General features: G+C 66.4%; 13 protein-coding genes. 3 read left to right on the top strand and 10 right to left on the bottom strand.

Translation table 11 applies throughout. The annotated features are described in order from the left end of the window. The 6 genes from RMQ73_RS05635 to RMQ73_RS05610 all read right to left on the bottom strand — a co-directional run. Window positions 1-725: beta-ketoacyl synthase N-terminal-like domain-containing protein (locus tag RMQ73_RS05635; RefSeq protein WP_310497096.1), on the bottom strand; the 725-nt coding region annotated here is incomplete at its 3' end. Next, entirely contained in the window at window positions 722-1,873 is a 1,152-nt protein-coding gene (locus RMQ73_RS05630) for an acyl-CoA dehydrogenase family protein (RefSeq protein WP_310497094.1), read from the bottom strand. The genes RMQ73_RS05630 and RMQ73_RS05635, both read right to left, overlap by 4 nt. Beyond that, a complete protein-coding gene (locus RMQ73_RS05625) occupies window positions 1,873-2,733 on the bottom strand; it encodes a hypothetical protein (RefSeq protein ID WP_310497093.1) in 861 nt (286 codons plus the stop codon). The genes RMQ73_RS05630 and RMQ73_RS05625 overlap by 1 nt, the downstream gene beginning before the upstream one ends. Beyond that, complete coding sequence (locus RMQ73_RS05620) at window positions 2,730-3,938, bottom strand: CoA transferase (RefSeq protein WP_310497092.1); 1,209 nt, start codon at window positions 3,936-3,938, stop codon at window positions 2,730-2,732. The genes RMQ73_RS05625 and RMQ73_RS05620 overlap by 4 nt, the downstream gene beginning before the upstream one ends. A gap of 80 nt (window positions 3,939-4,018) precedes the next feature. Then, window positions 4,019-5,272 carry an acetyl-CoA C-acetyltransferase gene (locus RMQ73_RS05615; protein ID WP_310497091.1) on the bottom strand — a complete coding sequence of 418 codons (1,254 nt, stop codon included), beginning with the start codon at window positions 5,270-5,272 and terminating at the stop codon, window positions 4,019-4,021. A gap of 77 nt (window positions 5,273-5,349) precedes the next feature. Further along, the gene (locus tag RMQ73_RS05610) at window positions 5,350-6,492 is read right to left on the bottom strand and encodes an acyl-CoA dehydrogenase family protein (protein WP_310497097.1); all 1,143 of its coding nucleotides are present in this window, start codon (window positions 6,490-6,492) and stop codon (window positions 5,350-5,352) included. Between the two features lie 82 nt (window positions 6,493-6,574). Between RMQ73_RS05610 and RMQ73_RS05605 the strand changes: the two genes are divergently transcribed. Together RMQ73_RS05605 and RMQ73_RS05600 are read left to right on the top strand one after the other, a co-directional pair. Then, a complete protein-coding gene (locus RMQ73_RS05605) occupies window positions 6,575-7,369 on the top strand; it encodes a kinase (protein ID WP_310497090.1) in 795 nt (264 codons plus the stop codon). 69 nt (window positions 7,370-7,438) lie between these two features. Further along, window positions 7,439-9,079 (top strand): OFA family MFS transporter, encoded by a 1,641-nt coding sequence (locus RMQ73_RS05600; protein ID WP_310497089.1) that lies wholly within the window; start codon window positions 7,439-7,441, stop codon window positions 9,077-9,079. On the opposite strand, the gene RMQ73_RS05595 is transcribed toward RMQ73_RS05600, so the two are convergent. The 3 genes from RMQ73_RS05595 to RMQ73_RS05585 form a co-directional block, all read right to left on the bottom strand. Beyond that, window positions 9,076-9,390, bottom strand: coding sequence for an alkylphosphonate utilization protein (locus tag RMQ73_RS05595; RefSeq protein ID WP_310497088.1), 315 nt, complete (start codon window positions 9,388-9,390; stop codon window positions 9,076-9,078). The genes RMQ73_RS05600 and RMQ73_RS05595 overlap by 4 nt on opposite strands. Window positions 9,391-9,453: 63 nt before the next feature. Next, entirely contained in the window at window positions 9,454-10,572 is a 1,119-nt protein-coding gene (locus RMQ73_RS05590; RefSeq protein ID WP_310497087.1) for a mechanosensitive ion channel family protein, read from the bottom strand. Continuing rightward, entirely contained in the window at window positions 10,572-11,420 is an 849-nt protein-coding gene (locus tag RMQ73_RS05585) for a folate-binding protein (RefSeq protein ID WP_310497086.1), read from the bottom strand. The genes RMQ73_RS05590 and RMQ73_RS05585 overlap by 1 nt, the downstream gene beginning before the upstream one ends. Window positions 11,421-11,543: 123 nt before the next feature. On the opposite strand from RMQ73_RS05585, the gene rpmG reads away from it, so the two are divergent. Further along, window positions 11,544-11,711 carry a 50S ribosomal protein L33 gene (gene rpmG, locus RMQ73_RS05580; RefSeq protein ID WP_310497084.1) on the top strand — a complete coding sequence of 56 codons (168 nt, stop codon included), beginning with the start codon at window positions 11,544-11,546 and terminating at the stop codon, window positions 11,709-11,711. Between the two features lie 50 nt (window positions 11,712-11,761). Here the strand turns inward: rpmG and RMQ73_RS05575 are convergent. Then, window positions 11,762-12,475 (bottom strand): GGDEF domain-containing protein (locus tag RMQ73_RS05575; RefSeq protein WP_310497082.1); only part of this gene is annotated, 714 nt, incomplete at its 5' end.

The raw sequence follows: 12,475 nt of genomic DNA, 5'->3' as shown, positions 1-12,475 counted from the left end.
TTCTCGATGGATTTCAGCAGCGCCAGGCTCTCCGGCGTCGCATCGGCGCGGATGCCTTCGTCGCTGGCGAACATCACCGGGTCGCCGCGTTTTTGGAGGATGGGCACTGGCACAAGTTCGTCGTCGAAGCGCCCGGCTGCCCAGGCGGCGGCGGCGCGGGCGTGGCTCTGGGCGGCATAGGCGTCGCAGGCTTCGCGGCTGATGGCGTAATCGCGCGCGAGATTGTTGGCGGTTTCGATCATACCCGAAATCACGCCGTAACGGCTGATCGGCTGGCTCATCACCCGGCCGCGCACCAGCCGGTCGTGCATCGTCGTGCTGCCCATGCGGGCGCCGCCCCGGTGGTCGATCGAGTAATATTCGACGTTGGACATGCTTTCGACACCGCCGGCCACGACCACATCGGCGGCGCCGGTCTGGATGCGCATGGCAGCGTCGATGACCGCCTGAAGCCCCGATCCGCAGCGCCGATCGAGCTGCACGCCCGGCACGCTCTCGGGCAGGCCAGCCGCCAGCCATGACCAGCGCGCGATGCACGGCGCCTCGCCATTGCCATACCCTTGGGAGAACACGACATCATCGACACGTTCGGGGTCGATCTTCGTGCGCTCCATCAGCGATTTGAGGATGTGCGCGCCCAGATCGCCGGCGGTCATGCCGGCCAGCGACCCCTGGAACTTGCCGACCCCGGTGCGGATCGGCGCCACGATTGCTGCGCGTCTCATGTCCTTGTGCCTTCTTTGATCATGGCCTTGGCGATGATGGTCTGCTGGATCTGGCTGGTGCCTTCATAGATGCGCAGCAGCCGCACATCGCGGTAAAACCGCTCGACCTTGTATTCGGCCATGTAGCCGGCGCCGCCGAGCACTTGCACCGCCCGGTCGGCGATGCGGCCCACCGCCTCGGAGGCATGGAGTTTGAGGACCGAACATTCCATGGCCGAAGCGTGCCCGGCATCGAAGCGGGCGGCAGTGCGTTCGAGCAGCGCCTCGGTGGTCAGCAGATCGACCTTCATGTCCGCAAGCATCGCCTGCACCAACTGGAAATCCGCAATGCGGCTGCCGAATTGCCTGCGTTCCAGCGCATAAGCCAGGCTGAGACCCAACAGCCGGTCGGCCATGCCCAGCGCAACGGCGGCGATATGGATGCGGCCTCGGTCGAGCACCTTCATCGCAGTGCGAAAGCCCTGGCCCGCCACGCCGCCGATGATGCTGGAGGCCGGCACCACGACATCGTCAAGGATGACATCGCAGGTCTTGGCGCCGCGCTGACCCATCTTGCGGTCGGGCTTGCCCAGCGTGATGCCCGGCGTGTCCGCCGGCACGATGAAAGCCGAAATGCCGGCTGCGCCTTTCACATTGGCGTCGGTGCGCGCCATCAGGGTGAACACCGTCGCGCGCGGCGCATTGGTGATATAGCGTTTGGTGCCGCTGATGCGGTAATTGTCGCCGTCGCGCACCGCGCGGGTGGTGAGCGAAGCGGCGTCGGACCCGGCCTCAGGCTCGGTCAGCGCAAAGCTTGCGATGGTCTCGCCAGTGGCAAACCTGGGCAGCCAATGCGCCTTTTGTTCGGGCGTGCCGTCCATCATGATGCCCTGGCTGCCGATGCCCACGGTGGTGCCGATCAAGGACCGGAACACCACGGATGCGCGGGTCAATTCGCGGATCAGCGCGGCTTCCTCGGTCATGGTCAGGCCCAGCCCGCCGAAACTTTCGGGAACGGACAGGCCGAACAGGCCCATGGCCTTCATTTCGGCGATGATGTCGGCGGGTATATCGTCCAGCTCCTCGACCGCATCTTCGGCGGGGATCAGCCGGCCATCGACATAGCGGCGCACTTCGGCGCGCAGCAGGGCAAAGATTTCACTGTCCATCAGGGCGCACTCGCTATGGCTGTCAGGGCCACCGTGCCGTCGCAGCGCACGGCTTGCAACCGGCCAAGCGTGTCTGGCTGGCCAAGCGTGTCTGGCTGGCCAAGCGTGCTTGGCTGATCGGGCGCGGTTTCCTGCAAGGCGATGGTCTGGCCGGCGAATGTCGGCGCGGCCAGCCGATAGGAAAAGCGCGCCGGCGGGCCATGCCGCGCCTGCCATTGGCCGAGCAAATGCGCCGCCAGCAAGGGGCCATGCACGACCAGCGCCGGATAGCCCTCCTCACCGCGTGCATAGGGCAGGTCGTAATGGATGCGGTGCGTGTTGCCGGTGGCGGCCGAAAAACGGAACAGGTCGACCGGGCCGGGGGTGATGTGGCCAAGGCCAGGTGCGGGCGTCTGCTCGGCAGGCAGCGGCACGGCCGGGCCGGCATCGCGATATACGATCGTCTGCGTCTCGCTCACACAGGTCTGGCCGTCCTGGATGATGCTGATTTCGACGCTGGCCAGCACCATCTGTCCGCTGCGGCCCGACTTGGGGGTCAAGCTGGCAAGCGTTCGCAGCTGCACCGCCGGCATGCCGACCAGCAGCGGAACGTGGAACAGCATCTCCGAGCCGAGGAACATGCGGCGCGGCAGCGTGACGGGTGGAAAGAAGCCGCCGCGCGCCGGATGGCCATCGGGACCCAGCGGGCCGGGCAGCGGCAAAAAGCAGGCCAGATGCCCCAGCGGCGGCCAGCCCAGACTATCGGTGTCCCAGCCGATGGCGGCGGCATAGCGCGCCACATCGGCGGCGTGCAGCACTTCGTCACGCAGTTCGGGCTTACCGCACCAGCCTTGCCACAGCGCCAGATCATCGTCGGTCATGCAACAAGCCCCGCGTCGTGCAACCGCCCGATGGCGCCGCAATCAAGGCCCAGCACATCGGCCAGCACGGCATCGGTATCGGCGCCCAGCCGGGGCGCGGGCTGCTGGGGGCCGCGCGCCTCGCCGGCCAGAGTCGCGGCCGGCCCGGAGGCGGGATAGGTCAGGCCGCTGGGGTGGCTGATGGTTTCAAATTGCGGATTGCCGGTGAACAGCCGCGCGTCATGCTGCACGGCATGGGCCAGTGTCTGATACGGCCCCCAGGTGACGCCGGCGGCATCAAGGCGCGGCGCCAGATCGGCCAACACGGCTGCGCCGAATGCCGCCTCGAACAGCGGGAATAGTGCGGCACGGTGGGTGAAGCGCGCGCCTTCGTCGGCGGCGAAATCGGCGCCGGTCGCGGCCTCGATGGCGCAAATGCCGTCCGCCAGTTCCAGCGCCGCCAACAGCCCGCGCCATTGGCGCGGCGTGATGGCCACGACATACAGGCGCGCGCCATCGGCCAGCGCAAAGTCCCGGCCAAAGGCACCATAAAGGTCATTGCCCATGCGCCCCCGGTCGCCCTGCGTCAGCGCCTCGGCGACAAAGCCCATATGGCCAAGGCTGGTGGCGGCAAGGTCGGACAGCGGCACGCGGATTTCGGCGCCCTCCCCAGATGTCCGCCGCCGCAGCAGCGCCGCCGTCACCGCAAAGGCCGCCCAGGCGCCGCCAAGCAGGTCCCATGCCGGCAGGACATGGTTGACAGGGTGCGTGTCGCCGGCTGGTCCCGTCATGTCCGGCACGCCGACGGCGGCATTGACGGTGTAATCCAGCGCCGGGCTGCCATCGGCCCAGCCCATGATTCGCAGGGTGATGATGTCGGCGCGGCGCGCGGCCAATGCGGCATGGGACAGGAAACCGGCGACCGGGAAATTGGTCAGGAACAGCCCGGCATTGTCGCCGGGCGCGGCGGCAAGCGCCACCGCCAGTTCCCGCCCCTCGGCACGGGTCAGGTCGATGGCGACGCTTTGCTTGCCCTTGTTCAGCCCTTCCCAATACAGGCTGTCGCCCGCCGGGGTCAGCGGCCAGCGCCGAAAATCCGGGCCGCCGCCCAACTGGTCGATGCGGATGACCTGCGCGCCCATCTGGGCCAGATACAGTCCGCCGGAGGGGCCGGCGACAAACGAAGCGGCCTCGATGACACGCAAACCGGAGAGGATATTATACATGTGTACAATAACGCTCCCCGATTGTGCGAAAGCTGATTTCAGATCAACGTGTTAGTAAGCCAAAAAAGCGCAAAAGTCCATCATATCCGTTCGATTATGATGGCTGGCGCCATGCCACCGGCGGCACACATGGTCACCAGGCCGCGTTTCAGGCCGCGCCGTTCCAGTTCATCAAGGATGGTGCCGATCAACATCGAGCCGGTGGCGCCGATGGGATGGCCCAGCGCGATGGCGCCGCCGTTGACGTTGACGCGGTCCCGGTCGAGCTTCAGGTCGCGGATGAATTTCTCGGCCACCACGGCAAAGGCTTCGTTGATTTCGAATAGATCGATGTCATCGATGGTCAGCCCGGCCTTTGCCAGCACCTTGCGCGCCGCCGGAACGGGCGCATTGAGCATCAGCGTCGGGCAATCGCCCATATTGGCCATGGCGACGATGCGGGCGCGTGGGCGCAGGCCGTTCTTGTCGGCATAGGCCTTGCTGGCGAGCAGGATGCCGGCGGCACCGTCCACCACGCCCGACGAATTGCCGGCGTGATGCATGTGTTCGATCTTGAGGTCGGGGTAGACCGAATTGATCAGCTTGCGGAACGTGGTGCCGCGTTCGTCCAAAGGCACATCGGCGAGCTTGGCAAAGCTGGGCTCCAGTGCCGCCAGCCCTTCGGCGGTGGTCTGCGGGCGCGGAAATTCTTCATGGTCCAGCGCCAGCGTGCCATCGGCGCGGAACACAGGGATCACCGACTTGGCAAAGGCGCCTTCGGATATGGCCTTGGCGGCGCGTTTCTGGCTTTCGAGGCCGAGCGCATCGACATCGGCGCGGCTGATGCCTTCCATGCTGGCGATGGCGTCACCGCACACGCCCTGATGGCTTTGCGGGTGATGTGCCTGCAGCCGGGCATTGCCGCTGCCCATCATCATCGGCGCCATGCCTGCGGCGCGCTCTTCTTGCGCCATGGTGGCGGTATAGCTCATCATTTCGGTGCCGCCGGCAATGACCAGGTCTTCCATGCCGCTCATGATCGAAGCCGCGCCGAAGTTCACCGATGTGATGCCGCCACCGCAAAACCGGTCCAGCGTGGTGCCCGATGAGCGGATGTCATAGCCGGCATCAAGCGCGGCCATGCGGCCCAGATCGCCGCCCTGGCGGCCCTTTTGAGTCGAGGTCGACCAGATGATGTCATCGACATGCGCGGTGTTGAGGTTGTTGCGCGACGCGATCGCCGACAGCACGGCGGCGGCGAGATGCTGCGGGTGCATGTCGGACAGGCTGCCCTTGCCGACCTTGCCAATGCCGCGCGGCGTGCGGACGGCGTCGATGATATAGGCTTCGGCCATGGTCGTTCCTTTGGCTGTGAATTGCACGGCGAGGGTAGCAAGGCAGGCGGCTGTGTCGACGCCCATTTGTAAGAGCATCAATAGCTGCGCGGCAGGCCCAGCACATGTTCGGCAAGATAGGACAGGATGAGGTTCGTCGAAATGGGCGCCACCTGATACAGCCGCGTTTCCCGGAACTTGCGCTCGACATCATAATCGGCGGCAAAGGCGAACCCGCCCAAGGTCTGCACCGCTGCCTCGCCGGCCTGCCAACTGGCTTCGGCAGCGAGCAGCTTGGCCATGTTCGCTTCGGCGCCGGCACGTTCCCCGGCCTCGTAGCGGGTGCAGGCGTCCGCTACCATCAGCGCGGCGCCGCGCATCCGGGCATAGGCCATAGCCAGCGGGAACTGCACGCCCTGGTTCTGCCCTATGGGACGGCCGAACACCTGGCGCTGCTTGGCATAGGCGCTGGCGGTATCCAGAAACCAGCGCGCATCGCCGACACATTCGGCGGCAATCAGGATGCGTTCGGCGTTCATGCCCGACAGGATGTAGCGAAAGCCCTCGCTTTCCGTGCCGATCAGGTTTTCGGCCCCGACGCGCACATCATCGAAGAACACCGCCGTCGTGGCATGGTTCATCATGGTGTCGATCGGCTGGATGGTCAGGCCGGGGCAATCGCGCATGTCGACAAGGAACACCGACAGGCCGCTCGTGCGCGCCGCCCCCTCGCCGCGCGGCGCCGTGCGCGCCAGCAGCACCATCAGGTCGCTGTGGCCGGCGCGGCTGGTCCAGAGTTTCTGGCCGTTGATGATGTAGTCATCGCCGTCGCGCCGCGCGGTGGTCTTGAGCGACAGCGTATCGCTGCCCGACCCCGGCTCGGTCACGCCAAAGGCCTGAAGCCGCAGTTCGCCGCGTGCGACGCCCGGCAGCCAGCGCGCCTTTTGCGCGTCCGATCCGTGGCGCAGCAGCGTGCCCATGACATACATCTGGGCATGGGCGGCGCCGCCATTGCCGCCGGACGCATGCACTTCCTCAAGGATCGCGGCTGCCGCCGACAAAGGCAGGCCGGCGCCGCCATATTCGGGCGGGATCAACGCCGCCAGCCAGCCGGCGCGGGTCAGCGCCGCCACGAATTCGGATGGATAGGCGCGCGCGGCGTCCTTTTCACGCCAGTAGGCGCCAGGAAAATCGGCGCACAACCGTGCCACGGCGCTGCGAATCTCGGTCCAGTCCTGCATGGCCGCCATCTGCGCACGGGACAGCGCAGCGGGCAAGCTGGCGGCTTGCGCGGGGGACGCCTGTGCGGCCACAGTGTCGGCAATGTCCGCGCCCGACGCCCTTTCCATCGCTGCCGGCGCCATCGCTGCTCGGCTTGCCAGCGCTGACGGCTTGCTGGTCGTCGGCATCACCGGCGCGCAGGGCAGCGGCAAGTCGACACTGGCGGCCGGGCTGGCGGCGCATTTCACCGCCGCCGGCTGCCAGACAGCCGTGCTGTCGCTTGATGACCTGTATTTGCCGCGAGCCGACCGGGACGTGCTGGCGGCAGCGGTGCATCCGCTGCTGGCGACACGCGGCGTGCCCGGAACGCACGAGCCGGCCCTGGGCATGGCGATCATCGCGGCGCTTCGTGCCGGGCACAGCGCCGCGCTGCCGCGTTTCGACAAGGCCGTGGACGATCGCAGCGACGTTGTGGTGACGGCGCCGGCGGATACGCAGTTGCTCATTGTCGAAGGCTGGTGCCTTGGCGCGCAGCCCGAGCCGGATGCGGCGCTAGTGGTGCCGGTCAATGCGCTTGAGGCAAACGAGGATGCGGACGGCGGCTGGCGGCAGCATGTCAACGCACAACTGTCTGGCGCGTATCGGGCGTTTTTTGCACAATTCGATTGCCAGATCCTGCTGCTGGCGCCCGACTGGCCAATCGTGGCGCAGTGGCGGGCGGAACAGGAAGCCGCATTGAAACACGCCGCCGGCGATCAGGCTGCCGGGATGAATGCAACCGAGTTGGAGCGTTTCATGCAGCATTTCGAGCGGCTGAGCCGCTGGATCATGGCCGACTTGCCGCCGCGTGCCGATCTGGTCCTGCGACTTGATCGCCAGCGCCGCGTTATTGCCTGACAGCACGGCATCGCCGCGCTATTGCCGCACAGCGCAGCAGCAGCGGGTGCGCAGGGCAGACGGGGCAAGATGACAGGCAATTCGGACCATGGCGCCGGCGCGGCAATGTTGCGGGCGCCGCGTTTTCTGGGCCGCGCGCGCAGCATTGCGGCGCCGGGCTTCAACCGCTGGCTGGTGCCGCCCTGCGCGCTGGCCATCCACCTGTGCATCGGCATGTCTTACGGTTTCAGCGTGTTCTGGCTACCGCTGTCACGCGCCATCGGTATTTCCGCGCCGCGCGCCTGCCCCGACCTGACGCTGGCGATGGCGCTGACCACCACGGTCTGCGACTGGCGGGTCAGCGATCTTGTCTGGATCTACACGCTGTTCTTTGTCGTGCTGGGCGCGTCGGCGGCGCTGTGGGGCGGCTGGGTGGAGCGCGAGGGGCCGCGGCGTGCCGCCATGGTGGCGGCCTGCTGCTGGTGCGGCGGCATGGCCATCGCGGCCGTCGGAATTGCCCTGCATCAATTGTGGCTGGTGTGGCTGGGTGTCGGGGTCATCGGCGGCATCGGGCTGGGGCTTGGCTATATCTCGCCGGTATCGACGCTGGTGAAATGGTTCCCGGACCGGCGCGGCATGGCGACCGGCATGGCGATCATGGGCTTTGGCGGCGGCGCGATGATCGGCAGCCCGTTGGCGGACTGGCTGATGGGGCGATTTGCCGGCCCTGGCGGCGTCGGCGTCTGGCAGACCTTGCTGGTGCTTGCTGCCGGCTATGGCGTGTTCATGACCGCCGGTGCGCTTGGCTACAGGGTACTGCCGCCGGATTGGACGCCGCCGAACTGGAGCGGACCAAAGACGCCGGCGGATGGCGCCGCGTTCCATGTGCCGTTGCAGCTTGTGCACCGCACGCCGCAATTCTGGCTGATCTGGCTGGTGCTGCTTTTGAATGTCTCGGCCTCGATCGGCATCATCGGCCTTGCCTCGCCCATGTTGCAGGAGGTGTTCGGTGGCCGGTTGGTCGGGGCGGACGGCCTGCGACTTACCGATCTGGATGCCGGCCAGCAAAAGGCCGCCGCCGCCATGGGTGCCGGCTTTGTCGGCCTGATCAGCTTGTTCAACATTGGCGGGCGATTTTTCTGGGCGTCGCTGTCCGACCGGTTGGGGCGAAAGCCCTTGTATGGGCTGATCCTGATGGTGGGGGCGCTGCTGTATGGCCTTGGCGTTCCGGCCTTTGCCAGCGCGTCGCTGGGCCTGTTCGTGCTGGCGTTCTGCGTCATCGCCTCGATGTACGGTGGCGGTTTTGCCGCCGTGCCGGCCTATCTTGCCGACACGTTCGGAACGCGGTTCGTCGGCGCCGTCCACGGCCGGCTGCTGACTGCATGGTCGGTTGCCGGCGTGCTGGGACCATTGCTGGTGGCCTATATGCGCGATGCCCGGATCGCTGCCGGTGCAGCGGGTGCGGGCGTGTACCAGCCGATATTCATGGCCATGGCGGCGATGCTGCTGGTCGGCCTTGTGATCAACCAGTTCGTCCGGCCCGTGAAACAGCGATTCCGAGTGGCGGAAACGCCGGCGGATGCAGCAGGCACGGCGGCGGTGGTAGCCGCTGGACCCGCCGGCGCGCCGTCCCGGCCGATTATCGTGGCGGCCGCATGGGCGCTGGTCGGGCTGCCGCTGGCGGCAGGGGCGGCCGTGGTGCTGGGCAAGGCGATGGTGCTGCTGGGTTAGCGTTTGCGAACGAATTCGGCGCGCAGAACCAGGCCCTTGATGCCATCGAAGCGGCAGTCGATTTCCTGGGCGTCGCCGGTGAGCCGGATCGACTTGATGACGGTGCCGCGCCGCAGGGTCTGGCCGGCGCCCTTGACGATCAAGTCCTTGATCAAGGTCACGCTATCGCCGTCGGCGAGGACATTGCCGACCGAATCGCGTACGCAAACGTTGTCATCTGCCGCGCTTTTCGCAGCGGCGTCGGCGGCGCTGATCCATTCTCCTGTGTCGTCGTCATACACGAAATCGTCGTCGCCCGGTGCCTCGGTCATGCTGAATCCTTTGCCATCGAGACCCGGCATAGCACGCGCGGTGCCGCACCGATGGACGAAACGTCAGGCGGCGCCCGGCGGGTCGATCAGGCGGCCGTCCGGGCCGGCGGTGAAGCTGGTCTGCGAGGGATAGGCAAACGCAACGCCAAGCGCCGTGAAACGTTCCAATATGGCGAGCATGATGGCCTGCCGCGCCGCCATCATCACCAGCGGATCCGGGGAAGCGACCACGAACACCAGTTCGATATCGAGCGAGGACAGACCAAAGCCCATCAGATAGGCGCGCTCGAACCGGCAATCGGGCTGGGCGCTGACCAGCGTCTCCAGTTCGGACGGCAGCCGGGCGAGCAGGGCCGGCGGCGTTTGCAGGATGACGCCGAGCCGCAGCACGACGCGGCGTTCTTCGATTCGCCGCAGATTGGCAACCTGCTGGTCGAGCAGCTTGGTATTGGCCATCACCAGCTGTTCGCCCGACAGCGAGCGGATGCGCGTTGTCTTGAGGCCGATGGCCTCGACGGTGCCGGTCGATGTGCCATAGCTGATGGTGTCGCCGACGCGGAACGGCCGGTCGAACAGGATCGCCAGCGCAGCGAACAGATCGGAAAAAATGCCCTGCGCGGCCAGTCCGATGGCGATGCCGCCGACGCCAAGCCCGGCGATCAACGCGGTGACGTTGACGCCCAGATTGTCGAGCACCAGAATCGCCGCGAGCAGCCAGATTACGACATTGACCAGCACCGAAATGACGCCCATCGCGCTGCCCAGCGAGGCATGGTCCTCGCCGCCGGGGGCCGCGCGGCGGCGCACCAGTTCCAGGATGATCTCACGCAGCCACAGCGCGCCCTGCACGGCAGCGGCGATTGTGAACAGCGCATCGACAAGGGTCAGCAGCGCGCCGGGCGGCGCGACGGCATGGGTGGTCAAGTCGATAGCGACCATTGCCAGGAACACCGTGAGCGTACGGTCCACCAGCCCACGCGCCAGATGGCGCCAGCCGGCGCCGGGCCGGCCCAGCCAGCGCGCCGCCAGCCAGAAAGCGCCCTTGAGCAGCACGAACAGCCCGGCTGCCACGACGACTGACAACACAGCGTCACCGCTGTCCTGACTCAGCCAGCGCCAGCCATCATCCGCCAAGGTTTCAACCCGCGCGGTGAGGCGCGGCAACAGGCCGGCGGTTGCCATCAGAATGCCGCTGCCAGCCAGGCGGGGCGTCCAACGCTGACCGGCGCGCCGCTTACAAACAACGGCGAATCGGCGGTTTCCATCCTGAGATGGGCCATGGCCGCCATGCCGACATGGCTGCGCAGGCGCCCGGCAACCCGGCCCTCGGCATCCCGCACATCGGCGTCTTCGCCGGGGTCGGCGGTGAGCATCAACGGCACGAGCCGCCGGCGCACCTTGTCGCGGTGGTGCATGCGGGCGGTGTTTTCCTGGCCGACATAACAGCCCTTGGTGAAAGACACGCCGTCAAGCAGGTCGGCCCCGGTCTCGAGCCAGAGCAGATCGTCGCTGCCGATGTCGGCGCTGTCGGGCACGCCGCACGCCAGCCTGTGCAGATGATAGGATTCGGCCCCGGGAATCACATGCGGTTTTGCCGGATCGCCCGCGTCTAGCCAGCGTGCGCCAAGGCCGGCGCCGCGCGGATCCGGCGTGTGCCCGGCCTCGCCGCCATTCCAGCCGGCATGGACGTGCAGCGGGCTGGGCGCGATCGTCACCGCCTTGCGCATCCGATACATGGCCAGCCGCTTTGCCAAGGCCTCGGCGCGGTTTGCGGCCACGTCGATCAGCACGGCGCCCTCGCCGCCGGGGTCCCCCGCGGAGTCTTTGGCGAACAAGATCATGTCGAACAGGGTCTTGCCCTGCGGGCTGAGCATGCCGGCATACAGCGGCCGGCCCGGCGCCAGCAGCGCCATGTCATGCGTGACCAGGCCCTGCAGGAAGCTTCGCGCATCGGCGCCGGCGATTTCAAGGACAGCGCGGTCTTGGAGATGGACAATGGTCATGCGCCCCAGATAGGAGGTCCGCAGCACGGTGCCAATGTCCGGTTTTGCAAGACCGGCCTTGACTTTGTGCGGCGCTGCCATCAATGCACACCCCTTCCCGTGCCGGGCTGCCCGTGCGCGTCATTTCAGTTTTGATTTTCGGGTAAGACAATGGCCAAGCCGACCACCATCAAGATCAAGCTCGTGTCCACTGCCGACACCGGTTACTATTATGTGACCAAGAAAAACCCGCGCACGCAGACTGACAAGCTCAGCTTTCGCAAATATGATCCCGTCGTGCGCAAGCATGTCGATTTCAAGGAAGCCAAGATCAAGTAAGCCTGCATTTGCCTGACGATTGTCAGGCAGACATGCTCATGCGGCCCGGCTCATGCCGCGGCGCTGACTCTGTTTCGGCCAGATGCCTTTGCCGCATATAGTGCAGTGTCTGCGCGGTTGATGAGCGATTCGCTCGAATCGTCGGCCTTCAGCGTGGCAACCCCGATACTGATGGTCATCGACATCGGCGCATTGGCTGTTTCACAACAGGCCTTTTCCACGGCTGCCAGCAGCGTGGTTGCCATGGCATGGGCCAGCAGTCCATCAGCGCCGGGCAGCACCACGGCGATTTCATCTCCGCCATACCGCGCGACGGTGTCGCCGGGGCGCACATGTGACTTGAGCGTGCTGGCCACGCAGTGCAGCACATAATCGCCGGCTGCATGTCCCCAGCGGTCATTGTACGGCTTGAAACCATCGAGATCGATCATCAGGAAAGACATGGCGCTGCGCGCGCGCCGAGCGCTGTCGATGGCGGCCGGCAGCACCGATCGCAGATGATGGCGGTTGTGCAGGCCTGTCACCGGGTCGATGGTCGCCAGTTGCAGAACAGCACGGGTTTCCGCCAGCCGCGACAATGCCACCATGCGGCGGCGTACCAGCGCAGCCAGCCTTGGCCGCAGTTCGTGAGGGTTGACGGGCAGCCCGGCCACATCGGCAACATTATATTCAAACGCGATGGCAAGTGCTTCGGGATCGGCTCCGGGCACCAGCGCCAGCACGGCCAAGGGTCGCTTTTCCCCGACGAGGTGCAAATTGTCGAT

This window comes from Sandarakinorhabdus sp., from assembly GCF_031430775.1.
Taxonomy (GTDB): Bacteria; Pseudomonadota; Alphaproteobacteria; order Sphingomonadales; family Sphingomonadaceae; genus Sandarakinorhabdus.
Note: the sequence above shows the minus strand (reverse complement) of the source record. Positions and strands in the feature narration are given on the sequence as shown.